Source organism: Leifsonia sp. NPDC058292 (genome assembly GCF_042880955.1).
In the GTDB taxonomy this organism is placed as follows: domain Bacteria; phylum Actinomycetota; class Actinomycetes; order Actinomycetales; family Microbacteriaceae; genus Leifsonia.
Window position 1 is genome coordinate 24,688 of record NZ_JBHVYL010000015.1, and the last position, 25,157, is coordinate 49,844.

26 protein-coding genes and 1 tRNA gene are annotated in these 25,157 nt (G+C 67.7%); 7 read left to right on the top strand and 20 right to left on the bottom strand.

Annotation, left to right across the window (positions count from 1 at the left end):
* Window positions 1-29: 29 nt before the first annotated feature.
* The 10 genes from ACFVWR_RS10215 to ACFVWR_RS10260 all read right to left on the bottom strand — a co-directional run bounded on the left by ACFVWR_RS10215 (window position 30) and on the right by ACFVWR_RS10260 (window position 9,055).
* Window positions 30-1,328, bottom strand: coding sequence for an O-acetylhomoserine aminocarboxypropyltransferase/cysteine synthase family protein (locus ACFVWR_RS10215; RefSeq protein WP_387210848.1), 1,299 nt, complete (start codon window positions 1,326-1,328; stop codon window positions 30-32).
* Between the two features lie 67 nt (window positions 1,329-1,395).
* Window positions 1,396-2,772 (bottom strand): MFS transporter, encoded by a 1,377-nt coding sequence (locus ACFVWR_RS10220; protein WP_387210850.1) that lies wholly within the window; start codon window positions 2,770-2,772, stop codon window positions 1,396-1,398.
* Between the two features lie 9 nt (window positions 2,773-2,781).
* Entirely contained in the window at window positions 2,782-3,492 is a 711-nt protein-coding gene (locus tag ACFVWR_RS10225; RefSeq protein WP_387210853.1) for an esterase/lipase family protein, read from the bottom strand.
* Entirely contained in the window at window positions 3,489-4,235 is a 747-nt protein-coding gene (locus ACFVWR_RS10230) for an alpha/beta fold hydrolase (protein ID WP_387210856.1), read from the bottom strand. The genes ACFVWR_RS10225 and ACFVWR_RS10230 overlap by 4 nt, the downstream gene beginning before the upstream one ends.
* Before the next feature lie 120 nt (window positions 4,236-4,355).
* On the bottom strand, window positions 4,356-5,948 hold the full coding sequence (locus ACFVWR_RS10235; protein WP_387210859.1) for an MDR family MFS transporter: 1,593 nt from the start codon (window positions 5,946-5,948) through the stop codon (window positions 4,356-4,358).
* A 12-nt stretch (window positions 5,949-5,960) separates the two neighbouring features.
* Window positions 5,961-6,575 (bottom strand): TetR/AcrR family transcriptional regulator, encoded by a 615-nt coding sequence (locus ACFVWR_RS10240; RefSeq protein WP_387210862.1) that lies wholly within the window; start codon window positions 6,573-6,575, stop codon window positions 5,961-5,963.
* 56 nt (window positions 6,576-6,631) lie between these two features.
* Entirely contained in the window at window positions 6,632-7,102 is a 471-nt protein-coding gene (locus ACFVWR_RS10245; RefSeq protein WP_387210865.1) for a hypothetical protein, read from the bottom strand.
* A 108-nt stretch (window positions 7,103-7,210) separates the two neighbouring features.
* Window positions 7,211-7,687 (bottom strand): hypothetical protein, encoded by a 477-nt coding sequence (locus ACFVWR_RS10250; protein WP_387210868.1) that lies wholly within the window; start codon window positions 7,685-7,687, stop codon window positions 7,211-7,213.
* A 332-nt stretch (window positions 7,688-8,019) separates the two neighbouring features.
* Window positions 8,020-8,092: transfer RNA gene (locus ACFVWR_RS10255), tRNA-Thr, on the bottom strand.
* A 54-nt stretch (window positions 8,093-8,146) separates the two neighbouring features.
* Window positions 8,147-9,055: a DsbA family protein gene (locus ACFVWR_RS10260; RefSeq protein WP_387210871.1), complete on the bottom strand. Its 909-nt coding sequence runs from the start codon at window positions 9,053-9,055 to the stop codon at window positions 8,147-8,149.
* Window positions 9,056-9,334: 279 nt separating this feature from the next.
* Here ACFVWR_RS10260 and ACFVWR_RS10265 point away from each other — a divergent pair, with 279 nt between their 5' ends.
* Together ACFVWR_RS10265 and ACFVWR_RS10270 are read left to right on the top strand one after the other, a co-directional pair.
* The gene (locus tag ACFVWR_RS10265) at window positions 9,335-10,429 is read left to right on the top strand and encodes an ABC transporter ATP-binding protein (protein WP_387210874.1); all 1,095 of its coding nucleotides are present in this window, start codon (window positions 9,335-9,337) and stop codon (window positions 10,427-10,429) included.
* A gap of 102 nt (window positions 10,430-10,531) precedes the next feature.
* Window positions 10,532-11,836, top strand: coding sequence for a DUF4032 domain-containing protein (locus ACFVWR_RS10270; protein ID WP_387210877.1), 1,305 nt, complete (start codon window positions 10,532-10,534; stop codon window positions 11,834-11,836).
* Window positions 11,837-11,867: 31 nt separating this feature from the next.
* Here the strand turns inward: ACFVWR_RS10270 and rlmB are convergent, their stop codons facing one another.
* The 4 genes from rlmB to ACFVWR_RS10290 are packed head-to-tail and all read right to left on the bottom strand — an operon-like array spanning window position 11,868 to window position 16,072.
* A complete protein-coding gene (rlmB, locus tag ACFVWR_RS10275) occupies window positions 11,868-12,947 on the bottom strand; it encodes a 23S rRNA (guanosine(2251)-2'-O)-methyltransferase RlmB (RefSeq protein ID WP_387210880.1) in 1,080 nt (359 codons plus the stop codon).
* Window positions 12,944-14,368, bottom strand: a complete 1,425-nt coding sequence (gene cysS, locus ACFVWR_RS10280) for a cysteine--tRNA ligase (RefSeq protein WP_387210883.1) — start codon at window positions 14,366-14,368, stop codon at window positions 12,944-12,946. Before cysS ends, rlmB begins: the two co-directional genes overlap by 4 nt.
* A 4-nt stretch (window positions 14,369-14,372) precedes the next feature.
* Window positions 14,373-15,572 (bottom strand): 2-C-methyl-D-erythritol 4-phosphate cytidylyltransferase, encoded by a 1,200-nt coding sequence (gene ispD / locus ACFVWR_RS10285; protein ID WP_387210886.1) that lies wholly within the window; start codon window positions 15,570-15,572, stop codon window positions 14,373-14,375.
* Between the two features lie 17 nt (window positions 15,573-15,589).
* On the bottom strand, window positions 15,590-16,072 hold the full coding sequence (locus ACFVWR_RS10290; RefSeq protein WP_021763858.1) for a CarD family transcriptional regulator: 483 nt from the start codon (window positions 16,070-16,072) through the stop codon (window positions 15,590-15,592).
* A 161-nt stretch (window positions 16,073-16,233) separates the two neighbouring features.
* On the opposite strand from ACFVWR_RS10290, the gene ACFVWR_RS10295 reads away from it, so the two are divergent.
* Complete coding sequence (locus ACFVWR_RS10295; protein ID WP_387210889.1) at window positions 16,234-16,737, top strand: hypothetical protein; 504 nt, start codon at window positions 16,234-16,236, stop codon at window positions 16,735-16,737.
* 14 nt (window positions 16,738-16,751) lie between these two features.
* Here ACFVWR_RS10295 and ACFVWR_RS10300 read toward each other — a convergent pair whose 3' ends face one another.
* Together ACFVWR_RS10300 and ACFVWR_RS10305 are read right to left on the bottom strand one after the other, a co-directional pair.
* Complete coding sequence (locus ACFVWR_RS10300) at window positions 16,752-17,435, bottom strand: response regulator (protein ID WP_387210892.1); 684 nt, start codon at window positions 17,433-17,435, stop codon at window positions 16,752-16,754.
* Window positions 17,432-18,586 carry a sensor histidine kinase gene (locus tag ACFVWR_RS10305; RefSeq protein WP_387210895.1) on the bottom strand — a complete coding sequence of 385 codons (1,155 nt, stop codon included), beginning with the start codon at window positions 18,584-18,586 and terminating at the stop codon, window positions 17,432-17,434. Before ACFVWR_RS10305 ends, ACFVWR_RS10300 begins: the two co-directional genes overlap by 4 nt.
* Before the next feature lie 192 nt (window positions 18,587-18,778).
* Here ACFVWR_RS10305 and phoU point away from each other — a divergent pair, with 192 nt between their 5' ends.
* Window positions 18,779-19,435 carry a phosphate signaling complex protein PhoU gene (phoU, locus tag ACFVWR_RS10310; RefSeq protein ID WP_387210898.1) on the top strand — a complete coding sequence of 219 codons (657 nt, stop codon included), beginning with the start codon at window positions 18,779-18,781 and terminating at the stop codon, window positions 19,433-19,435.
* 123 nt (window positions 19,436-19,558) lie between these two features.
* Here the strand turns inward: phoU and ACFVWR_RS10315 are convergent, their stop codons facing one another.
* Window positions 19,559-20,308 carry a phosphoglyceromutase gene (locus ACFVWR_RS10315; protein WP_387210901.1) on the bottom strand — a complete coding sequence of 250 codons (750 nt, stop codon included), beginning with the start codon at window positions 20,306-20,308 and terminating at the stop codon, window positions 19,559-19,561.
* Window positions 20,309-20,340: 32 nt separating this feature from the next.
* Here ACFVWR_RS10315 and ACFVWR_RS10320 point away from each other — a divergent pair, with 32 nt between their 5' ends.
* Window positions 20,341-21,174 carry a class I SAM-dependent methyltransferase gene (locus ACFVWR_RS10320; protein WP_387210904.1) on the top strand — a complete coding sequence of 278 codons (834 nt, stop codon included), beginning with the start codon at window positions 20,341-20,343 and terminating at the stop codon, window positions 21,172-21,174.
* Between the two features lie 83 nt (window positions 21,175-21,257).
* Here ACFVWR_RS10320 and ACFVWR_RS10325 read toward each other — a convergent pair whose 3' ends face one another.
* The 3 genes from ACFVWR_RS10325 to ACFVWR_RS10335 form a co-directional block, all read right to left on the bottom strand.
* On the bottom strand, window positions 21,258-22,385 hold the full coding sequence (locus tag ACFVWR_RS10325) for a YgfZ/GcvT domain-containing protein (RefSeq protein ID WP_387210907.1): 1,128 nt from the start codon (window positions 22,383-22,385) through the stop codon (window positions 21,258-21,260).
* Window positions 22,385-22,981 carry an FABP family protein gene (locus tag ACFVWR_RS10330; protein WP_387210910.1) on the bottom strand — a complete coding sequence of 199 codons (597 nt, stop codon included), beginning with the start codon at window positions 22,979-22,981 and terminating at the stop codon, window positions 22,385-22,387. Before ACFVWR_RS10330 ends, ACFVWR_RS10325 begins: the two co-directional genes overlap by 1 nt.
* 150 nt (window positions 22,982-23,131) lie before the next feature.
* Window positions 23,132-23,440: a hypothetical protein gene (locus ACFVWR_RS10335; RefSeq protein ID WP_387210913.1), complete on the bottom strand. Its 309-nt coding sequence runs from the start codon at window positions 23,438-23,440 to the stop codon at window positions 23,132-23,134.
* A gap of 85 nt (window positions 23,441-23,525) precedes the next feature.
* Here ACFVWR_RS10335 and ACFVWR_RS10340 point away from each other — a divergent pair, with 85 nt between their 5' ends.
* Both ACFVWR_RS10340 and mshD read left to right on the top strand, forming a co-directional pair.
* Window positions 23,526-24,218 (top strand): DNA-binding response regulator, encoded by a 693-nt coding sequence (locus ACFVWR_RS10340; RefSeq protein WP_387210916.1) that lies wholly within the window; start codon window positions 23,526-23,528, stop codon window positions 24,216-24,218.
* Complete coding sequence (gene mshD / locus ACFVWR_RS10345; protein WP_387210919.1) at window positions 24,187-25,113, top strand: mycothiol synthase; 927 nt, start codon at window positions 24,187-24,189, stop codon at window positions 25,111-25,113. The genes ACFVWR_RS10340 and mshD overlap by 32 nt, the downstream gene beginning before the upstream one ends.
* The last annotated feature ends 44 nt before the right edge of the window (window positions 25,114-25,157 follow it).

Here is a 25,157-nt window from a genome sequence, read left to right on the forward strand (position 1 = left end):
ACAGCGCGAGAGCACCTCCGGGTGGCGGGTCACCCCGCCGCCCGGAGGCCTCGCTCGAGGTCGGCGCGGATGTCCCGCAGGCTCTCCAGACCGATGGAGAGCCGCACGAGACCGGGCGTGATGCCCGCATCCAGTCGCTCCTCCTCAGTGAGTTTCGCGTGGATGGTGCTGCCGAGGTGGATGGCGAGTGTGCGCACATCCCCGATGTGCGTCATCGGCGAGATCAGCTCCAGCGCGTCGATGAACCGGCGCGCGGCCTCCCGCCCGCCGGCGAGATCGATGCTGACGACCGCGCCCGCGCCTCGCGGCAGGTACTTCTGCGCGCGCTCGTAGAACACGCTGTCGGAGAGGCCGGGGTATGCGACCGCGGCGACCGCAGGCTGCTCCGTGAGCCATTCCGCGACGGCGAGCGACGTGTCGACGTGCCTGTCCATCCGCACCGAGAGGGTCTCGACGCCGTGCAGCAGCAGAAAAGTGCTGGTCGGCGGAACGGTCGGGCCGTACTCGAGAACCGTGACGGTGCGCAGGTATCCCAGAAAGGCTGCGGCGCCGAAGCGGTCGACGTAGGACTCCGCGCCCGCTCGCGGCGGCTCGACCAGATGGGGGAACCGCTCGGCGTTGGCTCGCCAGTCGAACCGTCCGCCGTCGATGACCGCTCCCCCGATCACCGCCCCGTGCCCGGCCAGCCATTTCGACGTCGAGTGGATGACGATGTCGGCGCCCCACTCGATCGGGCGACAGAGGTAGGGGGTCGCCACGGTGCTGTCGACGACGAGCGGCACGCCCGCCCGGTGCGCGATGCCCGCGAGCCGTTCCAGGTCGACGACCTGGCCCAGCGGGTTGGGGATGGTCTCGGTGTAGATCGCCTTCGTGCGCGGGGTGACCCGGGATGCCCACTCCGCCTCGTCCGCGTCGTCGGCCACGTATTCGACGTCGAGGCCCTGGCGGCGGAGGGCCCCGCGGAACATCTCGCGCGTCCCCTCGTAGAGCGATCGCGTCGCGAGGATGTGGTCTCCCGCCTGGGCGAGCGCGAACAGCGTCGCCGCGATGGCGGCCTGACCGCTGCTGACGACGATGCCGTCGACGCCGCCTTCGAGATTCGCGAGCCGCTGGCCCGCCACCGCGTTGGTCGGGTTCTCGTTGCGTGAGTACGCACGAAAGGCGCTGCGGCCGGCGAATCGGTCTTCGCCGTCGTCGAAGTCGGAGAAGACGTAACCGGCGGTCTGGTAGATCGGCGTGACCCGGGATCGCGTCTGAGCGTCAACGATCGCTCCCGCGTGGATCTGCCGCGTCTCGAAGTCCTGGGCCCCGTCTTCTCGTTCTGGCATGAGGAGACTTTAGGACCTCGGCGGGTGCCGGCGCTCAGCGGTCGGAAACACTTCGTCGCATGGCCCCTCAGGCCGGCGCACCCGGGATCGCCGGCGGAACGCTCTCCTGGTATTCCTTGGAGAGCAGCCTGTACGACCGGGTGAGGAAGGCCCCGAGCCCGAGAAGCACCATGATCAAGCCGGCGATCAGGAACACGACGGCGATCCCGCGCGCTTCCCCTTCGCCGAGCAGCCAGGCCCAGCTGGCCTGGCCCGCGTCGGTGCGGAAGTACGGGATGATGACGAACTCGGCGATCGGAGCGATCAGGAAAGCCGTGATCGGCGCCGCTGCGGACTCGAAGGCCTGGGCGAATCCGAACACCCGCCCCTGCCGCCGGAACGTCACGACCTTCTGGATGACCGTCTGCTCGGCGGCTTCGACCACCGGGATGAGGGTCATGTAGAGCCAGATGCCGGCCGCGTAGAGCCACCACCATTCCCTGATCGTGAACAGCGCCCCGAGCACCCCCATCGCCACGACGACGAGCAGCATCGTGCGCACGGGATTGCTGCCGAGGCCGAACTTCGCGACGAGGAGCCCGCCGACGATGAACCCCGTCGCGGTCACACCCAGCACGACGCCCCACAGCTCGACCGGGAACAGCTCCAGCCCGTACGGGTCCATCAGCGCCATGTAGACGCCGCCGATGAGGTTGTTGAACGTCGAGAAGATGATCAGCGCGAACAGCCCGGGAGCACTGCGGATGGCCGCGATGCTCCCCCGCAGGTCGATGCTCGCGGCCTTGCCGCCTTCGAGGTGCGGCGCCTCCTCCGGGATGCGCAGGAACAGCAGGTGCAGCAACGCCGCCCCCGTGAGGGCGATCGCTATGACCAGCGTCCATCCCATGCCGAGCAGCCCGACGGAGAGCCCGCTGAACACGCTCGTCACGATGAACGCGAGGCCCTGCACCGTGCCCACCAGACCGTTGGCGTTGGCGTGCCGCTCCACCGGGATGAGCAGGGTCACCGTGGTCGACAGAGCGATGTTGCGCATGTTCTCGATCACCGAGCCGAACAGGATGACGCCCGCGAACACCCAGAACATCGGCCCACCGAGGTCGACCAGGGCGGACTCGGGATACAGCAGGTAGAACACGCCGGAGATGCAGAAAGCGACGAGCGTGATCGCACTCGCGAACAGCATCACGGCGTGCTTGCGATACCGGTCGACCACCGATCCGAAGAAGATCGAGAACACCGCCACGAGCAGCATGTACGACCCGCCGACGATACCGGTCGCGAGCACGGAGCGCGTCTCGAGATACACCCAGAACGTCAGTGCGAACCAGAGAAAGCTCGTCGTGACATTGGCGATCATCGTGTTGATGAGCACCTGCAGGAATGTGCGATTGCCGTCCGCGGGCGGAACGGTGATCGCAGACGCGGCTGTCGACGGCTCCGTCATGTGACGAGGCTACGGGATGCCGCCGACACTGTCACGGGCCGGATCGTCGCCGGCGAGCACCGCATCCACCACCTCAAGCAGGTCCTTGCTCGCAAGGATGCGGAAATGACCGCCGACCGCGAGCCGCACGTTGCGCGCACCCGCCAGGTCGCACCCGCCCGGGATGTGCGGATCGAACCAGCCGTACACCGACACGATCCGTTCGTTCGCCGCGCGCTCCCGCGCGAGCTGCTGCATCACCGTGTTCGACGGCGCGAGCGCGCGCACACTCCGGATCGGGATGAACCTGGCGTAGGCGGAGCCCGCGAACGGCGTGCTCACCGCAATGGTCGTTCGCACGCGTTCGCCGCGGCCGGGCAGCCCCATCAGGTGTTTCGCGATCAACCCGCCCTTGCTGTGAGCGACGATCGTCACATCGTGCAGCTGTCGTGCTTCGAGGTACTCGGCGACGAGCGCCGCCCCGTCGGCGATCGTGGTTCGATTGCGTCCCAGGGCCGCGACCACGTGCACCGGGTGCCCGAGACCGTGGATGTGCCGGGCCAGGGGCAGCAGAAAGCGCCACGTCTCGTAGATCCCCGGCAGCAGCACGACCGGCGGTCCCTGCCCGTGCGCGACGAGCACATCCGGATCGCTCCGGCTGAACGCGGCGCGAACCTGGTGCCGCACGACGTACAGGTAGTCGAGCGCCCAGACCCCCGCCATGCGGAGCAGCTGCCTCATCCCGCGACCCGGGCGAGCGCGTTCAATGCGGCAGCGGTTTCGCGCGGCCGCGCGTGCTGAACCAGGTGCCGCGCTCCCGCGACCGTCTCGGCACGGGATCGGATGCCGGCCGAGGCCAGAGCGCGCGTCCACTCCTCGGGCGCGATCGGGTCGTGCTCGCCTCGCAGCACCAGCGTCGGAACGGGGATGCGAGGCAGGTCGTCTTCGATGCGGTACGAGAGCATCGACGGGAGAACGGCCAGATACCACCGGATGCCGCACCGCAGATAGTCGCCCAGCACCAGCCGGTTGGCCCTCGGGCGCTCCCCGAGCGTGTCGCGGCCGAGCCGCAGTGTCGCCCGGACCGCGCTCCGCGCAGGCGGATCCATGACCGGCCCGAGAAGGGCGACCGCCGCCACCAGGTCGGGGCGTGTGACCGACAGCCGGGTCGAGATCTGCGTTCCCATCGAATGGCCGACCACGATGCACGGCGGGAGCCCCAACTGCTCGATCGTCCGTTCCAGCGAGCGGGCGAAGTCCTCGACGGCCATGGCGACGTTCGGCTTGGGCGTGCCGCCGAACCCTGGAAGGTTCACGGCGATGACGCGCCCGTGCTTCGCAAGAACCGGCACGAGCCGCTCGAAGTAGCGACTGCTCACCCCGATCCCGTGCACCAGCAGAAACGGTGTTCCCTGCCCACCGGTGTCGACCGTGACGACGCACGAAGCAGAGGCGGCGTCGATCGCGCCGCCTCTGCTTCTCATGGTGCGAGCATCCCGCCGCCTGCGCCCGCCGTCAACCCGCTCCCGCGTCGGACATCCGCGCGCCAGCCCCCGAAAAGACCGTCCCGACGGATGTTCCCACGGCGTGCCGCCCGATTCTTCCTACTTTCTCGCGGCTTCTAACCGCTCAGCCTCTTCGCCGCCGATCGCCTCACCGCGTGCCACGAGCCCCGCCTGGTCGCTCAACGGGATCTGCTTGAGGAACAGCGACAGCACGAACGCGATGGCGATGAACGGGATGAGGTACCAGAACACCGGGGCCAGCGCGTCGGCGTAGGCGGTCACGATGCCGTCGCGCACCGCATCCGGGAGCTGGCCCAGTGTCTGCGGGTTGATGGTCGCCGTGGCGTTGGCCGCGTCGGCCGCGCTCGCGCCCGCCCCTGCGAACACGTTGGTGAGGTTGTCGGTGAGCCGGGTCGTGAAGATCGTGCCGAACACCGCGACACCCAGCGCCGCTCCGACCTCGCGGAAGTAGTTGTTCGTGCTCGTCGCGGTTCCGATCTGGGCGGCCGGAACGGCGTTCTGCACCACGAGCACCACGACCTGCATGATGAGGCCGAGGCCCGCGCCGAACACGAACAGGTACACGCAGATCAGCCAGACCGGGGTGTCGGCGGTCAGGGTGGTCATCGCACCCATCGCCGCACCGGTGATGATCGTGCCGAGAATCGGGAACAGCTTGTATTTGCCGGTCTTGGTGATGGCGATACCCGAGGCGATCGAGGTTCCGATGAGTCCGACCATCATCGGCAGCATGAGGAGACCGGATGCGGCAGCCGACGTTCCTGACGACATCTGCAGGAAGGTAGGGATGAAGCCGATCGCGGCGAACATCCCGAGGCCGAGGGTGAGTCCGATGGCCGTGGCGTTGACGAAGATCGGGTTGCGGAACAGGCCCAGCGGGATGATCGGGTCTTTCGCCTTCGACTCGGTGAACACGAACGCTGCGGCCGCCACGAGCAGACCGACGCCCCACGCCCAGGTCTCGAGCGCGCCCCATCCGTGCGCCTTGTTTCCGCCGAAGTCGGTGAAGAAGATCAGGCAGGTCGTCGCGAGTGAGAGGAACAGCACGCCGAGGAGGTCGATCGGCTGGGTGGCCTTCTTGTTGGGCAGGGTGAGCGCTACGAGTGCGATCACGAACGCGGCGATGCCCACCGGGATGTTGATGTAGAACGCCCACTGCCAGGTCAGGTGGTCGACGAAGAACCCGCCGAGCAGCGGCCCGCCCACTGCGGACAGACCGAAGATCGCACCCAGCGGCCCCAGGTACTTGCCGCGCTCGTTGGCCGGCACGATGTCGGCGATGATCGCCTGCGAGAGGATCATCAGCCCGCCGCCGCCGAGACCCTGCAGCGCGCGGAACACGACGAACATCCAGAAGTCGGATGCGAACGCGCACCCGACCGACGCCAGCGTGAACAGCGCGATGGCGATGAGGAACAGGCGCCGCCTGCCGAGCACGTCGCCGAACTTGCCGTAGACGGGCATGACGATGGTGGTCGCGAGCAGGTACGCGGTGGTGATCCACACCTGGTTCTCGACGCCGCCGAGATCACCGACGATGGTCGGCATGGCGGTCGACACGATGGTCTGGTCGAGGCTCGAGAGCAGCATCCCCGCGATGAGGGCGCTGAAGATGATCCAGATGCGCCGCTTCGTGAGAAGCAGCGGCGCTTCGGCTGTGATGGTGGTCATGGATGCTCCGGGTTAGTGGGTGAACAGGTCGCGGGCGGCGGCGAGCCTGCGGAGAAGGATGTCGGAGAAGGCGTCGGTGTTGTCGTGGTCGAAGAACTCGGCCGTGCTGCCGCGCAGGATCGCGCCGACGGTGTGCACCAGGGTCTCGGCGCGGAGGTCACCGTGCTGCAGCCCCTCCCGGCGTTCGATGAGTTCGATGTCTTCGCGCTCGCCCTCGGAGGAGAGCTGCAGCATGTGGGCGAGCAGCCGGGGCTCCCGGTCGATGGCCGCCATGACGAGCGGCACATCCTGCGGCGTGAGTTCCAGGCGCTCCCACCGCGCGACGCTGAGGCGGGCGAAGTCGTCGACGAGGGTCGGCGACAGGCCGGTAGCGGCGGGCTCTCCCCCGGCGATGAAGTGCTCGACCGGGCCCGACAGATCGAGACGTGCGGGTAGCCCGAGCACAGCGTTCTCTTTGGACGCGAAGTAGTTGAAGAACGTGCGGCGCGAGACCCCGACCTCGGCGCACAGTTCGTCGACCGTGAAGCCGGCGAGTCCGCGCTCAGCTGTCAGCCGCCGCGCAGCACTCTTCATCCGTTCGGCCGTCACCGCCATGCGATGCTCGAGCCCGGTTGCACTCTCTTCCACAGAGTGCATTTTTGCACGATGGATCGCTCAGTGCAATTCGCGCCTGGATCGCACGCTCAGACCCTGTTCCAGTGGCGCAGTTCGTCCGGGTGCAGTCTGACCCAGATCAGGCTGATGAGGCCCCCGGTGAAGTCCGTCGTCATCGAAGCCGTGACTCTGTCGTCGTGGCTGAGCATGAGTCCGGCCTGGCTGTTGACCGACCGCTCGACGATGGCGAGTCCCGGCCTCGCCGTCATGGCGTGCAGGAGCAGCGCGACCGAGTCAGCGAGGCCGCCCACCACCCTCACCGCGCCATCCGTCGCCTCGCTGTCGTCGACGACCACCGCGACGGCAGGATCGAGCAGAGCGGCGAGCTGCTCGGCATCCCCGCTTTCGGCGGCGATCCGGAACCGGCGCACCGCCCGGTATCGCATCGGCCGCGCCAGCCACTCCCAGATCGTGGGCAGGGCCCCGGCTCCGCCCGAAGCGACCGCTGGCACGGATGCCGCCGCACGGTCGTCGACGATGGGTCCGCTTCGCTGGTCCATGAGTCCCTCTTTCGCACCACGGCTCCTGAATGTCCGTCACCCTTAAGACCGCCGAACGGTCGTCGTTGTGACAGATTCGTGCCCAGCAATCCGCACCTGGGCGTCGGACTAGCCGGCTGATGCGGTCTTCACGAGCGTGGTGCAGGATCTGGGGTCGTCGGGGTCTCCGTCGCACACCGAGATCCTTGGTTGGAAGAAATACCAGAAGACACCCATGTAGGCGCCAGAGACGCGGCCGTGGAGATCGATGGAGGGACCAGCCACGGAGTCATAGAGCTCCCACGAACCCGTGTGATCCATGTCGGCGGGGAACCTGAAGCCAGCCGCGGTGTACGTCCCGTCACGGCGTAGCTCGACCACGACATCTCCCTGGGACGCGCTCCCGTGCCCGGCCCACGTGCCGATCAGCTCCGACCGATCGACGGGACGCCGCTCGAAGGCCGGGTTGAGTACCAACGCGGCGATCAAGGCCCAGATCACGGCGAATCCCGCGACCGCCCACCAGGCGCCCTGTCTGCGTGCCCGGGAATACGACGCCGCATCCGGCCTGTCGAGCAGGTACAGGTAACGATCACCGGAAGTCATGGTGATCGCGTTCTCCCACTGATCACGACTCCATGCCGACTGCCCCTTCGGACTCTCCTCGATCAGGTGACCGTGAGCGCGACTCATCACGCGCGGCCACCGTTGCGCATTCCGGCGAAGGCCGAAGAGATGCACCGGGATGACCACAGTCGCCGTGACGAGGGTGGCAAGGAACCCCAGGATGACGAACCCTGAAAAGAACACCCTCGGTCCGTCCTCTCACTCGCCCCAACTCGTCGAGCTGCCACTAACCGCAACTTTTCGGCCCGAATTCTTGCAGTTACTGACATCTCGCCTGCCTGTGGGAGTGGGAGATGAGGGGATGGGCACAGAGCCGGCCACGGGACTCGAACCCGTAACCCCCGCTTTACAAGAGCGGTGCGCTACCAATTGCGCCAGGCCGGCAGGAGGCGGCGGGGCCGTCTCGCCCCACCATCCTAAGGGATCGTGCGAGCCCGCTCAGGGCTTGGTGGTCGGCGTCGGCGTGGGCGTCGCGGTCGACGAGTACGAGTCGCCTTGCGCCTGCAAGACGAACGCCTTGAAGTCGGATGCGCTCTTCAGCGAGCCCGTGTACTGCTTGCCGTTCACGAGCACCAGCGGCGCGATGACGAGCTTCTTGACGCTGGAGTTCGGGATGGGGCCGGCGAGCGCACGGTCGCTCGCGCTGGTCACCCAGTTCTTGTAGCGGCCGTCGTCGATGCAGCTGGAGATCGACGACATGGACTTCGCGCCGGCTGCGGTCGCGCGCTTCTTGAGCTGCGCATCCGTGAGGCCCGGTCCGCCTTCTTCGGGCTGCTTCACGAACAGGGCATTGTTGAACTTCCAGAAGCTGTCAGGCGAGTAGTTCGCGACGCACGCGGCGGCGTTCGCGGCACGCAGCGAGTACTTGGTGCCGCCGGAGTGGCTGGTGAGAATGGCGATCGGGTGGATCTCCATGGTCACCGCGCCGTCTTTAACGAGCGGCTCGAGCTGCTTGGCGTTGGTGCGCTGGAAGTCGCCGCACAGGGCGCACAGGTAGTCGACGTACACCCGGATGCTCACGACACTGCCGGTCGGATCGGTCTTCGACGGCACCGGGGTGGCGTCGGCGGCGAGCGACTCGGTCGGCTGGGCTTTGAGTCCTGCTCCGATGACGACGCCGTCGCTGGCCATGTTCGCGGGGCCGGGCACCGACGGGCGGATCGCGCTCACGATGATCACCGCGACGATGGCGACGATGGCCAGCGCACCCACGACGATGCCGCCAGACAGGAAGACCTTGTTGCGGCGTTCCTTCTTCTGCTGCGAAGTGCGCAGCTGGAGCGCCTTCTCACGAGCCGCTTCGCGCCGCTCGTTCGATGGGCGGCTGTCTTCGAGACCGTCGGTCATTGATGTCACTTTCGGGGATCACTCGTTGCGCTGCGGGGGGAGCAGCGCAGGGGGTTGGTGCGCGAGCACCGAGAAAGCGTATTTCTCCAGTCTGGGAATCAGCCAGACGGCGGCTGAACGCCGCAGGCGCCAGGCGCCCGTGCCAGTGGTCACGAGCCCCCCGCCGATGTCATACTATGGGGTCGTGGTCGCTGTAGCCCTCTTCGGGTGACAGCACCCGCTTTATCCATCACAACGGATCGTCCGGCACGTACCTGCCGGTGAAGGAGTAAGAAAACAATGGCGTCAGTCACCTATGACAAGGCAACCCGGCTGTATCCGGGTTCCAACCGTCCCGCTGTCGACGAGCTCAGCCTCGACATCGCAGACGGTGAGTTCCTCGTTCTCGTCGGCCCGTCGGGCTGTGGAAAGTCGACCTCCCTCCGCATGCTCGCCGGCCTCGAAGAGGTCAACGACGGCAACATCTTCATCGGCGAGCGCAACGTCACCGACGTTCCCCCGAAAGACCGCGACATCGCGATGGTCTTCCAGAACTACGCGCTCTACCCGCACATGACCGTCGCCGAGAACATGGGCTTCGCGCTCAAGATCGCCGGCGTCAACAAAGACGAGCGTGCAACGCGCGTTCTCGAGGCGGCCAAGCTGCTCGACCTGGAGCCCTACCTCGGCCGCAAGCCGAAGGCGCTCTCGGGTGGTCAGCGTCAGCGCGTCGCGATGGGCCGCGCGATCGTCCGCAGCCCTCAGGTGTTCCTCATGGACGAGCCGCTGTCGAACCTCGACGCCAAGCTCCGCGTCCAGACCCGCACCCAGATCGCGTCGCTGACGCGTCGTCTCGGCGTCACCACGGTCTACGTCACCCACGACCAGACCGAGGCGCTCACCATGGGTGACCGCATCGCGGTGCTCAAAGACGGCGTGCTGCAGCAGGTCGGCACCCCGCGCGACCTGTACGCGCAGCCGAACAACGTGTTCGTCGCCGGCTTCATCGGAAGCCCGGCCATGAACCTGTTCTCGGCCGACGTCACCGACGGCGGAGTCAAGTTCGGCACCGCGGTCGTTCCGATCGAGCGCGAGGTCATCGCGAACGCCGGCTCGGCCGTCACCATCGGTGTGCGCCCCGAAGACGTGGTCGTCTCCCTCTCCGAGGGCACCGGCCTCAAGGTCACTGTCGACCTCGTCGAGGAGCTCGGCGCCGACGGCTACCTCTACGGTCACTCCGAGATCAACGGCAAGCGCACCGACATCGTCGCGCGCGTCGACGGTCGCATCCACCCGAACGCGGGCGACACCGTGTTCATCACCCCGAAGCCCGGCCACGTCCACGCGTTCCACGCGGAGACCGGCGAGCGCCTCGGCGGTGCGGTCGTCGACTAAGCAGTCGCAGATCCTCCACAGTGCCGCAGTCCGGTCTCCGGGCTGCGGCACTGTGCTTTTCCGGTCCCTTCGACCTCCCACCGACTCCGATAGATTTGGCTCATGTCCGGCTCCTTGAACATCACGGCGGCGACCGTCGACCCCGCGCTCCTCGACCTTCCGTGGAACGTGCCGCTCGACGACTGGTCGAACGAGCACATCGCGATCCTGCCGAAAGGCATCTCCCGGCACCTCGTGCGTTTCGCCAACCTCTCCGGCTACGTGATCGCGATCAAGGAGACCACCGCCGACATGGCCAAGCGCGAGTACGAGATGCTGCGCACGCTGCAGCGCCTGGACATCCCGTGCGTCGACCCGGTCGCCATCATCAACAACCGCTCCGACGACGAGGGCGAGCCGCTGAAGGCGGCCCTCGTCACGCGGCACCTCAAGTTCTCGCTCCCCTACCGCGCCCTCTTCTCGCAGACGCTGCGCCCCGACACGGCGACGCGCCTCGTCGATGCTCTGGCCGTTCTACTGGTGCGCCTGCACATCGTCGGCTTCTTCTGGGGCGATGTCTCCCTCTCGAACACGCTGTTCCGACGGGATGCGGGAGCGTTCGCCGCCTACCTGGTGGATGCCGAGACGGGCCAGCTCTACGAAGGCGGCCTGTCGAACGGCCAGCGTGAGAACGACCTCGAGATCGCCCGGGTCAACATCGCCGGCGAACTCATGGACCTCGAGGCCGGCGGCCGCGTCGACGAGGCGCTCGACCCGATCAAGGTGTCCAGCGGTATCGTCGCCGCCTACCGGTCGCTCTGGAAGGAGCTCACGAGCAGCGAGGTGTTCTCCTCCTCCGAGCGCTGGCGCATCAGCCAGCGCGTCGACCGCCTCAACGAGCTCGGCTTCGACATCGAGGAGCTGGCCATCAAGACATCGGATGCGGGCACGACGGTGCGCATCCAGCCGAAGGTCGTCGACGCCGGCCACCACCAGCGCCGTCTGCTTCGCCTCACCGGCCTCGACACGGGCGAGAACCAAGCGCGCCGCCTGCTCAACGACCTCGACTCCTACTCGGCGACCCTCGGCAAACAGGGTCTCGACGAGGAGGCCATGGCCCACGAGTGGCTCATGCGGGTGTTCGAGCCGATCGTGCGTGCCATCCCCGCCGACCTGAAGGGCAAGCTCGAACCGGCGGAAGTGTTCCACCAGCTGCTCGAGCACCGCTGGTTCATGTCGCAGAACGAGGGCAGAGATGTTCCGCTGGCCGAGGCGCTCACCTCGTACATCAACGTCATCCTGCGCCACCGCCGCGACGAGGCGACCGTCATCGACCCGCCGACCGACACGATCAGCATCCCGGTCATCGCTTCGGCCGTCGGCTCAGACGACACCGAAGACGAGGACGACTGGCGCTCGAAGGTCTGAGCGCCGGCCGGCCTCGTGAGCGCTGGCCGAACTACTTCTTGGCCTCGGCGCGCAGCTTCGCGATCTCGTAGAGCGTGACGCTCGTCGCGATGCCGGCGTTCAGCGACTCGGTGGTCGCCGTGATCGGGATAGAGACGATCGCGTCGCAGGTCTCGGTCACCAACCGCGACAGCCCCTTGCCTTCGCTGCCGACGACGACCACGACGGGACGGTCGGCGAACGACAGGCCCGGCAGGGTCACATCCCCGCCACCGTCGAGGCCGAGCACGAACACCCCCGCCTCCTTGAACGCCTTCAGCGTCTGAGTCAGGTTCGACGCCATGGCGACGGGCGTGCGGGCTGCTGCCCCGGCCGACGTCTTCCATGCGGACGCGGTCATGCCGACCGAACGACGCTGCGGCACGATCACGCCGTGACCACCGAACGCGGCCGTCGAACGGATGATGGCGCCGAGGTTGCGCGGGTCGGTGATGCCGTCGAGCGCCACGAACAGGGGCGTCTTGCCCTTGCGCAGGGTGAGCTCGAGCAGGTCGACAGGGTGGGCGTACTCGTAGGGCGGAACCTTGAGCGCGACGCCCTGGTGCACCGAGTCGCGGCCGGCGAGCCGATCGAGCTCCGGCCGCATGACCTCGAGGATCGGGATGCCCGTGCCCCGCGCGATCGACAGGATCTCTTTCACCCTGTCGTCGACCTCCACGCGCGCCGCGATGTAGAGCGCCGTGGTCGGGATGTCCGCACGCAGTGCCTCGACCACCGAGTTGCGGCCGGTCACGACCTCGCTCTCGTCGCCGGTCTTCTGGCGGCGGGATGCGCCGGACGCCCCGCGAGGCGATTCACCGCGTCCGCGGCCCTGGCCCTGCCCATACCCCTGGCCGTAGCCCTGGTCCTGGTCGCGGCGCTGCTGGACCGGCTTGCCCTTGCCGCCGGCCGCAGCGAATCGCTCGCGCGCGGCCTTCGCCTTTCCCGCGGGATGGTACGGACGGTCCTCAGCCTTCGGGGTCGGCTTCTTACCTTCCAGAGCCTGCCGGCCCTGACCGCCCGACCCGACCTGGGGGCCCTTGCGGCTCTTGCGCACGGCCCCTGCGCGGGGCTTACCACCCGTGTTCTTCACTGTTCAATACTCCAATGCGACCCCGTCTGGGAGTCTTCGATTGTGATGCCCGCGCTGGTCAGTTCGTCGCGGATGCGGTCTGCTGCGGCAAAGTCTTTCGCCGCTCGCGCAGCTTGTCTGTCGGCGATGAGCCTCTCGACGAGTTTCGCGAGAGCGGCATCGGCCGCGGACGTTCCGCCGGTGTTCCATTCGGGCGTCGACGGGTTGATGCCGAGAACCTCGGTCATCGCGAGCACATGCCCGCGGGCCGTGGCCGCAGCCTCCAAGTCTTCCGCATCCAGCGCCGCGTTTCCTGAGCGTACCGTGTCGTGCAGCACCGCGAGGGCCTGCGGGATGGCGAGATCGTCGTCCATCGCCTCCGCGAAGGCGTCGGGGATGACCGGAGCGCCCCCGCCGACGAAGCGGGTTCCGGTCAGTCGCCGGTCGACGCGCTCGAAGAATCCGGTGATGCGGTCGAGGGCCGCCTCCGCCTCGGCGAGCGACCCGTCGTTGAAGTCGATCGTCGAACGGTAGTGGGCCGACCCGAGGTAGTAGCGAACCACGATGGGCCGCGCGGCGCTCAGCAGGTCGGCGGCATACACCGAGTTGCCGAGCGACTTGCTCATCTTCTGGCCGTTGATGTTCACGAGGCCGTTGTGCACCCAGTAGTTGGCGAACGCGTCCCCGGCCGCCGTCGACTGCGCGAGCTCGTTCTCGTGGTGGGGGAACCTGAGGTCGAGTCCGCCGCCGTGGATGTCGAAGGCCGGGCCGAGATAGCGGCGCGACATCGCCGAGCACTCGATGTGCCAGCCCGGTCGGCCGGCGCCCCACGGCGACGTGAAAGCCGCCGACTCGGGCTCCGACTCCTTGTGCCCCTTCCACAGGGCGAAGTCGCGGGCGTCGCGCTTGGCGCGCGGGTCGGCATCCGCTGCCGCCTCCATGTTGTCGATGCTCTGACGCGTCAGCTCGCCGTAGCTCGGCCAGCTCTTGACGTCGAAGTACACGTCGCCCGAACCGTCTTGGGCCGCATACGCGTGACCGTTGTCGATCAGACGCGCGATGATCTCCTGCATCTGGGGGATGCTCGCCGTCGCGCGCGGTTCGTACGTGGGCGGCTGGATGCCGAGCGCCGTATACCCGGCGGTGAACTCCAGCTCGTAGCGGTAAGCACGGGCCCACCACTGCTCCGAGCCTCCTTCGAGCGCGGCGGCGTCGAGGATCTTGTCGTCGATGTCGGTGACGTTGCGCACCAGCGTCACCGCGTAGCCCCGGTAGTTCAGCCAACGTCGCAACTGGTCGTAGACGAGGGCGGAACGCAGGTGGCCGATGTGCGGAGACGACTGCACCGTCGGACCGCAGACGTACAGTCCGACCTCGCCGTCGCGCAGAGGGATGAAGTCTCGAAGGGCGGCAGCCTTCGTGTCGTAGAGTCGCACAGTCACGCCACTAGCCTACGGGCCGGGCGACCACGGATGCCGTGGCGATCGCGGCGATGCCCTCACCTCGCCCCGTGAAACCGAGACCGTCGGTGGTGGTGGCGCTCACCGACACCGGGGCCCCGAGAAGACTCGAGAGCACGGCCTCGGCCTCGGGCCGCCGCGGGGAGAACTTGGGGCGGTTGCCGATGAGCTGCACCGACACGTTTCCGATGCGGAATCCGGCCAGCTCGACACGTCGCCGGGTCTCGCGGAGGAAGACGTCGCCGTGCGCTCCGACGAACTGCGGATCACTGGTGCCGAACACTCCCCCGATGTCGCCGAGGCCGCACGCAGACAGCAGGGCGTCCGTGATCGCGTGCGCGACCGCATCCCCGTCGCTGTGTCCGGCGAGCCCGACCTCGCCGGGCCAGTGCAACCCGGCCAGCCAGAGCTCGGAGCCGGGGTCCGTGTCGAAGGCGTGCGTGTCCGTTCCGACACCGATGCGCGGCACAGGGATGAGCGCCTCGCCGAGCACGTGCTCGGCTCGAGTCAGATCGGCGGGCGTGGTGATCTTGAACGCGAGCTCATCGCCGGGCACCACGAAGACGCGGTGCCCGAGCGCGGCGACCAGGCCGGCGTCGTCGGTCTCGTCCGACGTTGCGGCGGCGTACGCGGCATCCAGCGTTGCACGCGGAAAACCTTGGGGCGTCTGCACGGCAGAGAGCACGGAGCGGTCGAGGGTCTCGTGGATGTCTCCGGCCGCGTCGACCCGCTTGATGGTGTCGGTCACGGGGAGGCCGGGGATGACCCCCTCCCCCCGCGCATCCACCTCCGCGATCACGACATCGAACAAAGACGAAGGCGCCAGCGCGCGAGCGGCATCGTGCACGAGCACGACCTCGACCGACTCGGCGACCCGGGCGAGCCCGCGGGCCACGGACCGCTGCCGGGTCTCACCGCCGGCGACGACGATGGGCGTCTCTCCCAGTGTCGTCGTGCCCAGTGCCGTCGTCGACAAGGCGGAGGCCTCATCGACCAGCGGCGCCGGAGCGACGACGATCACCTGCGGCCGCTCTTGCATACGCGAGACGGCATGCAGGGAGCGTTCGAGCAGGGTGAAGCCGCCGAGGGCGACGAAAGCCTTGGGCACTTCAGCACCCAAACGTGTTCCGCTGCCCGCGGCGACGACGATGACGCAGACTCGTGGCACGGTGTTCGACGAGCGCACGAGACCGCTGCTACTGCTTAGGAAGCGAGAACCTCGTCGAGCAGGCTGGAAGCCTTCTCGTCGTCGGTCTTCTCAGCCAGAGCAAGCTCGGAGATGAGGATCTGACGCGCCTTGGCGAGCATTCGCTTCTCGCCGGCGGACAGTCCGCGGTCTTGGTCGCGGCGCCACAGGTCGCGAACGACCTCGGAGACCTTGATCACATCGCCGGAGGCGAGTTTCTCGAGGTTCGCCTTGTAACGGCGGGACCAGTTGGTGGGCTCCTCGGTGAACGGTGCGCGAAGCACCTCGAAGACGCGGTCGAGCCCCTCTTTACCGATGACGTCGCGAACGCCGACGAGGTCGACATTCTCTGCGGGGACCTCGATCGTGAGGTCGCCCTGCGTCACATTGAGCTTGAGGTATAGCTTCTCTTCACCCTTGATGATTCGTTTCTTGACTTCGGTGATCGTTGCCGCCCCGTGGTGCGGGTAAACGACGGTTTCGCCAACCTCGAAAAGCATAGATTGATGTCCCTTCAGCAACTACTAGGATACCACACGAGGCACGTGCTAAGGTTCGCCCTCGCACGCGGGCGCCCTCGCGCGCATGCGCTAAACTCGAAGCGCATTCCGCTTCTCTCACGGCTGATCATTGGCCAGCGGAACGATCTGGAGGATCATCAGTGAAAGCTCGTGTCGCGTCGTCCATCGCCCTCGCCCTGGCTGTCGCGTTCGGAACCGCGGGCTGCGGTTTCATCGCACCGCAGGCCACCACGAAGCACTACGACGCGAGCGACGGCGTGAGCGGCAACGTCGGCCAGATCGACGTGCGCAACGCGATCATCATCACGGATGCGAAGAACGGCTCCGTGGGCAACCTCGTCGTGACGCTCGTCAACAACGACTCGAAGAGCCACTCCGTCGCCATTCAGGCCGGCAACGAGGCCAGCGCGACGACACGCGTCACGGTGCAGCCGGGCCAGGTCAAGGTTCTCGGCCGCGACCCGAGAGCCGAGACCGGCAACGTCTTCATCTCCAACTTCGACGCCCTGCCGGGCAGCCTGTTCAACGTCTACTTCCAGTACGGAAGCGAGACCGGCGTGAAGCTGCAGGTGCCCGTGCTCGACGGCCAGCTGCCCGAGTACAACTCGCTCGTACCGCCGGAGATCCTGCCCGCCAACGGCTGAGCGATCGCGCTCGGCTAGGCGTTGAAGCGGTAGCCGAGCCCCCGCACGGTCACGAGCATCGACGGTTCCGACGGGCTCTGCTCGATGCGTGACCTGATGCGCTTGATGTGCACATCCAGGGTCTTCGTGTCACCGAAGTAGTCGCTGCCCCACACCCGGTCGATCAGCTGACCGCGGGTGAGCACGCGGCCCGCATTGCGGAGAAGCAGCTCCAGCAGTTCGAATTCCTTCAGCGGCATGGAGATCTCCGCGCCGTCGACCGAGACGGTGTGGCGGTCCACATCCATCTTCACCCGGCCGGCTTCGAGGATGCCGTCGTCTTCGGACTCCTCGGCCTCCACCCGGCGGCGAAGCACGGCGCGCACCCGGGCGAGGAGCTCACGAGACGAGTACGGCTTGGTGACGTAGTCGTCGGCGCCCAGCTCGAGCCCGACCACGATGTCCACCTCGGAGTCCTTGGCCGTGAGCATGATGATCGGCACAGAGGAACGTGTGCGGATCTCCCGGCACACCTCCGTCCCCGGGATCCCGGGAAGCATCAGATCGAGGAGGATCAGGTCGGAGCCGCCCTTGTCGAACTCCGCCAGCGCGGTGGGGCCGTCTTCGGCAACGGTCACGTCGTAGCCTTCGCGTTTCAGCAGGTAGGCCAGCGGCTCGCTGAGGGCTGCCTCATCCTCGACGAGCAGGATCGATGTCACGGGGTTTCTCCTATCGGGGGACCGGTCACGGTGGATGCTTCGGGAAGTCGGATCGTGAACGTCGAGCCGCGGCCGGGCTGCGACCAGACACGCACCTCGCCGCCGTGGTTCTGAACCGCGTGCTTGACGATCGCCAGGCCGAGACCCGTGCCCCCTGTGTGACGGGAGCGAGCCTGATCGACGCGGAAGAAGCGCTCGAAGACGCGATCGAGGTCGTCTTCGGGGATGCCTTCGCCCTGATCGGTGACGGCGATCTCGACGACGCCGTTCACGGTGCGCACGCCGATGCCGACCCGGGAATCCTCCGGCGAGTATTGGATGGCGTTCGACACGAGGTTGTGCACGGCGGTCACGAGCAACTGCTCGCTGCCGAGCACTTCGGCCGACTTGTCGCCGCGCACAGCGAGCTCGATGCCGCGCGCCTCGGCCGCCACGCGGTTCTGGTCGAGCGCCGCGCTCACGACGCTGTTGGCCAAGAGCCGCTCGGGATTGGCGAGGCCGTCAGCAGACTGCAGCCGGCTCAGTTCGATGATGTCCTGCGTGATACGGGCCAGCCGCTGCGACTCCTCGGTGAGCCGGTGAGCGAACCGGCGCACCTGCTCGGGGTCGTCGGACGCGCCGTCCAACGCCTCCGCCAGCAGGCTGACCGCGCCGATCGGGGTCTTCAACTCGTGACTGATGTTCGCCACGAAGTCGCGCCGAACGGTGTCGAGCCGGAACGACTCGGTGCGGTCCTCCGCTAGTAGCAGGATGTAGCGTGAGCCCAGCCGCGCGATGCGCACGCTCAGGTTGATGTTCGCATCCCCGAACGGCCCGCGGGCCAGCTCGCAGTCCTCGGTGACCGGTTCTCCGGTGCGGCGCACCTGATCGACCAGCTCGATGAGATGCGGATGCACCAGGGCGCCGTTCCAGACCAGCCCGATCGCGTGGGCACCGGGCGACGCCTTGATCACGTTGTTCGACGGGTCGAGCACAACACCGGCCGACTCCAGCGCGTCGAGAACCTGATCCACCCCATCCGGAACCGTCGGGCTGACGACCTGAACGGCGTGATCGCCACGGCGGGCGGCGATGTGCAGGAGCCAGACGAAGCCGGCCCCGACCAAGAGGCCGAGTGCCAGAGACAGCAGCACCAACCAGGCGGAGTCCATGAGACCAAGAGTACGCAGTGTGAACAGTCGGAAACGACCGCGTTCCGGCGACAACCGCGCGGTTTCGCGGGTACTTTAGACACTGTTCAGGCTGAGGGCACCAACCGTTAACCTGACGAAGGGAACATGCTGATCGTGGCCAGAAGGCCGCGCATCCCGCGTGCGTTCGCACGCCAGGAAGGACCACACCCCATGCGCGAAGTATTCCAGCAGGAGCTGCGAGAAGTTCAGGATCGACTTGTCGAGATCGCCGAACTGGTCGTCATCTCCATTCAGAATGCGACGCAGGCGTTCAACAAGTCCGACGTGAGCCTCGCCGAAGAGGTCATCGCCAACGACAACAAGATCGACGAGCTCACGGTGCTGCTCGACGAGCTGTCCATCCAGATCCTCGCCCGGCAGCAGCCAGTGGCCCGCGACCTGCGCATCGTCGTGAGCGCTCTGCGCATCAGCGCGTCGCTCGAACGGATGGGCGACATGGCCGAGCACATCGCCCAGCTGGCGCGCTACCGCTTCCCCGACAAGGTGGTTCCGAAGAGCCTGCGCGGAACGTTCGCCGAGATGGGCCGCCTCGACGTGCTCATCGCGACGAAGCTCGCCGAGCTGCTCCGCACCCAGGATCTGGCGCTGGCCGACGAGATCCGCAACGAGGACGACCAGATCGACGACCTGCACGTCAGCGTCTTCGACAAGGTGCTCGGCGAGACGTGGAAGGGCGAGGCCGTCGACACGGTCGACGCGACCCTCGCATCCCGGTACCACGAGCGTTTCGCCGACCACGCGGTCTCGATCGCCAAAAAGGTCCAATACCTCGGCACCGGCGACTGGGCCCCCGAACTAGCCTCCTAGCCCCCGCGCGCGCCCGCTCGCTCGCTCGCGCGCCCGCGCGCTCGCTCGCCCGCTAGAGCAATCGAGTCCGGGAAGAATGCTCCATCTCCGCTTCGGAGACGACATTCTTCCCGGACTCGATTGCTATTTCTTGCCCTGGGCGGCGACGGCGGCTGCGCCGGCGGCGGCGGCCTCGGGGTCGAGGTAGGCGGCGGGCTCGATCGGCTTGAAGTTCTCGTCGAGCTTGTAGACGAGCGGGATGCCGGTGGGGATGTTCAGCTCGGCGATGTCCTCGTCGGAGATGCCGTCGAGGTGCTTCACGAGCGCGCGCAGCGAGTTGCCGTGCGCGGTGACGAGCACCGTCTTGCCTGCCGCGAGGTCGCCGGTGATGTCGGACTCCCAGTAGGGCAGCATCCGCTCGATCACGTCCTTGAGGCATTCGGTGCGCGGAAGGTCGGAACCGAGGCCGGCGTAGCGCGGGTCGTGGGCCTGCGAGAACTCGCTGTCGTCGTCGAGCGGCGGCGGCGGAACGTCGAACGACCGGCGCCACAGCTGGAACTGCTCGGGCCCGTACTTCTCCAGCGTCTCCGCCTTGTCGAGCCCCTGCAGCGCGCCGTAGTGACGCTCGTTCAGACGCCACGAGCGCTTCACGTCGATCCAGAGACGGTCGTCGACCTCGAGCGCGAGGTTCGCCGTCTGAATGGCACGCGTGAGCACGGACGTGTACAGGATGTCGGGGTGCAGACCCGATTCGGCGAGCAGTTCGCCCGCCCTCTTCGCTTCGGCGACGCCCTGCTCGCTGAGGCGGACATCCACCCAGCCGGTGAACAGGTTCTTCTGGTTCCACTCACTGTTGCCGTGGCGGAGGAGGATCAGTGTGTAAGGCGCGGACATGCCTTCTAATCTACCGGTGGGAGACTGGTGTCATGGCATCCGGCGGACCGATCGGCACGGTCACCCGTGGCACGACCAACACGAACCGTCTGCGACGCGTCGACCGCTGGATCGGCGCACTTCCCGCCCTGCGCCGGGCCGCGGATCCGCTTGTCGTCGACCTCGGTTACGGCGCCAGCGGCGTGACCGCGCTCGAGCTCCACCAGCGGCTGGCGAAGACGAGGCCGGATGTCGAGGTGCTCGGGCTCGAGATCGACCCCGGCCGGGTGCGAACCGCGCTCGACCAGCTCGCCGCCGTGCGTACCGGGCGCACCGGGTTCGCGGCGGACGCCCGTGTCGACTTCGCACTCGGCGGCTTCGAGGTGCCGATACCGGCCGGCCGGCGTGCTGCCGTCATTCGCGCTTTCAACGTTCTGCGGCAATACGACGAGAGCGAGGTCCATCCCGCCTGGCGCCGACTGGTCGCGCGTCTGCAGCCGGACGGGATGCTCGTCGACGGGACGTGCGACGAGATCGGCCGCATCTGCAGCTGGGTGGGAGTGACCGCCGCCGGCCCACAACACCTGACCGTGTCACTGCGGCTCGCCGAGCTCGACCTTCCGTCGATCGTGGCCGAGCGCCTGCCGAAGGTGCTCATCCACCGCAACGTCGACGGCGAGCGGGTGCACGACCTGATGGTCGACCTCGACCGGCTGTGGCGCATCCACTCGCCGCTCGGCGCCTACGGCCCGGGTCAGCGCTGGGTAGCGACGGTGCAAGGGATGCGCGACGCCGGCTGGCCGGTGAGCGGCGGCCGCACGCGCTGGCGGCTGGGCGAGCTCACGGTCGACTGGGCGGCTGTCGCGCCGCGCGGATTCGCCTGGTGAAACTCGGCGAATTCGGCGGGGCGGTCGGCGATTCGTCCGTTAGGACGGACTTTTCGGGCGGGAGGCCCGGGATTTCCGGCGCGTCAGCGGCGGGTGACCGCGCCCAGGCGGGGCAGGCGGGGAACGCCCGCCTCGGCGCCGGCCTCGGGAGGCACGACGATCTCCTGGGCGGCTGTGACCTCGGTGCCGTCGGCGTCGACCGTCAGGGTGGCCGCCGGGTCTGCCGAGCGCTTCACGACGGCGAGGGCGATCGGCCCGAGCTCGTAGTGGAGAGCACTCGAGGTGACGAGACCGATCTCGCGGCCGTCGAGCGACACCACGCTCCCCCGCGAAGGATGCGCGCCCTCCGACCCATCGAGGTGCAGCATCACCAGCCGGCGCGGCGGATGACCGAGGTTGTGCACCTTGGCGACCGTCTCCTGGCCGCGATAGCAGCCCTTGGTGAGGTGCACCGCCGTGCGGAGCCAGTCCAGCTCGTGCGGGATGGTCTTCTCGTCGACCTCGGTGGCGAAGCGGGGGCGCCAGGCCGCGATGCGCAGAGCCTCGACAGCCAGGAGGCCCGCTGCCGGGAACTCTCCCGCCGCGACCCGCGTGACGAGCGATGGCAACGCATCCCTCGGCACCAGTCGCTCGCTCCACGACCAGTTCGCGCCCGGATGCTCGCCGTGCGCGTACTGGTGGCCGCCGGGCGTGACTGCGTGCCACGGGTCGTTCCAGATCAGGGGAACGCCGTTCGGTGCCGCGATGGGGAGCGCAGGATCGCCGAGGGTTCCGATGGTGGCCAGATCGTTCGTCCTGTCGGCCAGCTCGACGCGCAGCATGAACCGCATCTTGTCGAGCCAGGCGAGCAGGCCGGTCGCCTCGTCCTTCTCGACGAGCAGCCAGACCGTCTCACCGTCTTCGATGAGCCGCACCGCGTATTCGAGGCGGCCGTTGACGTCGAGGAGAAGGGTCTCCGACGACTCCCCCGGCCGCAGCCCGGTGAGAGCCTGGCTCGTGATGGAGTTCAACCAGCTGAGCCTGTCGGGCCCGGTGATGCTCAGCACCGCCCGGTCTGAGAGGTCGACGATGGCGCGCCCTTCGGCGAGCGCACGCTGCTCGCCGAGCGGGTTGCCGTAGTGAGCGGGGATGCCCGCGTCGCGGCCGTCGCCGAGGCTCGCCACGTCGACCGCTCCGGGCAGCGTCAAGAAGGGGGATGCGGTGCTGGTCATCAGTCGACTTTCGCGAGGCGGCCGGAGGAGTGCGTGCGCAGTTCCTGGCCGAGTGCCGCGATGTCCCACGCCCAGAGCAGGTGGTTCTCGACGAGCCCGTAGAGGCGGGTCGCGGCGGTGTACTCCTTGGCTCCCGCGGTGCGCACGACCGCATCCGTCGCCAGGTCGATGCGGGGGCCGGCCACCTGACCGACGTAGATCTCGCTCACTCCGTCGGGGTGGATGATCGACACGTCGAGGTCGAACCCGCCGTGCGAGTTGCGCAGGGCTTCCACCGACTGTGCGGTGGTGAACGGCTGGGTGCCGACGCCCGGCAGCATCGCTGGGCCGGCGTCGCCCTCGATGAGCTTGCGGCTCAGCCGCCAGTATCCGGTCTCCACCGACAGCGGGGTGTGCTCGTCATCGAGCTTCCACGAGAAGGAGGAGTAGCTGAGGTAGGGCAGGCCGTCGTGGCTGAAGCTGATGCGCTGCCCGAACTCGAGATTCGTGTGGTCGTCGCCGACGGCGTAGTCGAGCACACCCGAGCCCTCCCACACTCCGATCAACCAGGAGAGGGGAACCAGCTCGGCGGGGAGGTCGGTGGGGATCTCGATCATCGACCGCAGCTCCTAGCGCTGGCCTCGGAAGAGGTTGTAGACGACGAGCACGGAGACACCGGCGATGGCCAGCGAGGCCAGACCGAGGAGTCCGACGAAGAAGAGTTCGAGGGCGACCAGCATGAGACGAGTCTAACTACTTCGCCGTCACTATGCTGCTGCGACGATGCCGAGAACCGCGCCTGCGACGCCGAGAACGACGAACGCTCCTGACACGCTCGCCGCCAGCCGGTTCACGAACCCTTCCTTCTGCTGGGTCGCCAATTGCGCGCACAGTCCGCCGACGACGCAGGCGGCCAGGGCGAGGGACAGCCAAGACGCATACTGCTCGGGCGCCGAGACGGTCGCGATGACGACGGCTAGCACGAGAGCCAGCGCCCAGATCGCGCCGACGCTCAGGTAGCGCCAGCCGCGACTCAGACCGGTGCCGACCGGGGATGCGGGGGTGGTGTCGCTCACTCCCCCATTCTGCCCCGTGCGGGCGCGGAATGGTGACGCAAGCATTTCGGGTAGCATTACCGCACAGCACGTTCAGGAGGCTTGAGTGGCGCAGTTGTTGATTCTCACCTCTGCGCCAGACGCGGAGGTGTTGCCATCCCTCGCGCTGCTCAGCCATCGAACCCGTCAGATTCCCGCTGAGCCGGCGTCGCTCATCAACGCGCCCAGCTGCGACCTGATCTTCGTCGACGCGCGCCGCGATCTGGCGAGCGCCAAGTCGCTGTGCAAGATCCTGACCACGACAGGGGTGACCGTTCCCCTTCTCCTCGTGCTGACCGAGGGCGGTCTCACCGCGGTCAGCGCCGACTGGGGCGTGAACGACGTGGTGCTCGAGACAGCGGGGCCCGCCGAGGTCGACGCCCGCGTGCGGCTCGCGATCGGGCGGCAGGCGCAGGAGCACTCGCAGACGAAGATTCAGGCTTCCGGCGTCACGATCGACGAGGCCAGCTACTCTGCCAAGGCGCACGGCCGCCAGCTCGACCTGACGTTCAAGGAATTCGAGCTGCTGCGGTTCTTCGCGACGCATCCGTCGCGCGTGTTCACCCGCGAGCAGTTGCTCAGCGAGGTCTGGGGTTACGACTACTTCGGTGGAACCCGCACCGTCGACGTACACGTGCGACGTCTGCGGGCGAAACTCGGCGACCTCGAGTCGCTGATCGGCACGGTGCGCAACGTGGGCTACCGGTTCAACGTGTACGAAGAGGACAATGAGCGACTCCCTTCGCCTCTCCGTCCCTGATTTCGACGACCCAGCAGAGCGCGAAGCCTTCTTCGACGTGGCCGCGGCCGCGATCGACGTCGACGGCTACGACCCGTTCAACGAGCAGGCCCGGCTCGACGTCGAGTCGGGGCGCCGCTCTCCGATCGTCGTCCAGCTCTGGCAGGGTGCGTCGGGCACGCCGCTCGAGCGCCCTGTCGGTGCGGCCATCCTCGGCCGCGGCGAGCTCGACTTCGTGATCGACCCGCTGTTTCGCGGCAAGGGGTTCGGCGAGCTGGCCGTGCGCGGACTCCTCGCCACGGCGCGCGGCACACTCACCGCCTGGTCGCACGGGGACCATCCGGCGGCCAAGAAGCTGGCGGAGCGTCACGGCTTCGCCCCCGTTCGGGCGCTGCTGCACCTCGTGGCGAGTCTGGAGCACCCCGTGCCGGTTCCGCGTCTGCCTCCGGGCTTCACGATCACCGGGATGCGCCCCGGAGACGAGCAGGAATGGGTCGACCTCAACGCGCGCATCTTCGACACGCACCCCGAGCAGGGGCGCCTCTCGGTGGACGATCTGCGCGCTCGACAGGCCGAGCCGTGGTTCGACGCGGACGATGTGCTGATGCTGAGGGACGCATCCGATCGCCTCGTCGGATACGACTGGGTGAAGGTCGAACCCGGTTCGAACCACGGCGAGATCTACGTGCTCGGGGTCGACGCCGGACTGGCCGGCCGGGGCCTCGGACGACTGCTGCTGCGCGCCGGCCTCGCCCGCCTCTGCGAGCGCGGCTGTGTCGACGTCGGCCTCTACGTCGAGGCCGACAACGCCGCTGCGGTGCACCTGTATCGAGCGGCGGGCTTCGCCGAGCACACCATCGATGTTCAGTACCGTCGGTCGATGGACACCGGCGACCTGACCCTCCCCCACAGCTGAGGATGCGCCGCGCTTATCCACAGTTAACCGGGCGCGGTGCACGG

Bases quoted from the DNA above. Each gene is read 5' to 3' on its own strand.
- ACFVWR_RS10290 (WP_021763858.1), bottom strand. From the start codon at position 16,072: ATGCTTTTCGAGGTTGGCGAAACCGTCGTTTACCCGCACCACGGGGCG.
- ACFVWR_RS10330 (WP_387210910.1), bottom strand. From the start codon at position 22,981: ATGATCGAGATCCCCACCGACCTCCCCGCCGAGCTGGTTCCCCTCTCC.
- ACFVWR_RS10215 (WP_387210848.1), bottom strand. From the start codon at position 1,328: ATGCCAGAACGAGAAGACGGGGCCCAGGACTTCGAGACGCGGCAGATC.
- ACFVWR_RS10260 (WP_387210871.1), bottom strand. From the start codon at position 9,055: ATGACCGACGGTCTCGAAGACAGCCGCCCATCGAACGAGCGGCGCGAA.
- ACFVWR_RS10325 (WP_387210907.1), bottom strand. From the start codon at position 22,385: ATGACCAGCACCGCATCCCCCTTCTTGACGCTGCCCGGAGCGGTCGAC.
- ACFVWR_RS10235 (WP_387210859.1), bottom strand. From the start codon at position 5,948: ATGACCACCATCACAGCCGAAGCGCCGCTGCTTCTCACGAAGCGGCGC.
- ACFVWR_RS10315 (WP_387210901.1), bottom strand. From the start codon at position 20,308: ATGTCCGCGCCTTACACACTGATCCTCCTCCGCCACGGCAACAGTGAG.
- ACFVWR_RS10320 (WP_387210904.1), top strand. From the start codon at position 20,341: ATGGCATCCGGCGGACCGATCGGCACGGTCACCCGTGGCACGACCAAC.
- ACFVWR_RS10230 (WP_387210856.1), bottom strand. From the start codon at position 4,235: ATGAGAAGCAGAGGCGGCGCGATCGACGCCGCCTCTGCTTCGTGCGTC.
- ACFVWR_RS10245 (WP_387210865.1), bottom strand. From the start codon at position 7,102: ATGGACCAGCGAAGCGGACCCATCGTCGACGACCGTGCGGCGGCATCC.
- ACFVWR_RS10225 (WP_387210853.1), bottom strand. From the start codon at position 3,492: ATGAGGCAGCTGCTCCGCATGGCGGGGGTCTGGGCGCTCGACTACCTG.
- ACFVWR_RS10220 (WP_387210850.1), bottom strand. From the start codon at position 2,772: ATGACGGAGCCGTCGACAGCCGCGTCTGCGATCACCGTTCCGCCCGCG.
- ACFVWR_RS10250 (WP_387210868.1), bottom strand. From the start codon at position 7,687: ATGACTTCCGGTGATCGTTACCTGTACCTGCTCGACAGGCCGGATGCG.
- ACFVWR_RS10305 (WP_387210895.1), bottom strand. From the start codon at position 18,586: ATGGACTCCGCCTGGTTGGTGCTGCTGTCTCTGGCACTCGGCCTCTTG.
- ACFVWR_RS10265 (WP_387210874.1), top strand. From the start codon at position 9,335: ATGGCGTCAGTCACCTATGACAAGGCAACCCGGCTGTATCCGGGTTCC.
- phoU (WP_387210898.1), top strand. From the start codon at position 18,779: ATGCGCGAAGTATTCCAGCAGGAGCTGCGAGAAGTTCAGGATCGACTT.
- mshD (WP_387210919.1), top strand. From the start codon at position 24,187: ATGAGCGACTCCCTTCGCCTCTCCGTCCCTGATTTCGACGACCCAGCA.
- ACFVWR_RS10270 (WP_387210877.1), top strand. From the start codon at position 10,532: ATGTCCGGCTCCTTGAACATCACGGCGGCGACCGTCGACCCCGCGCTC.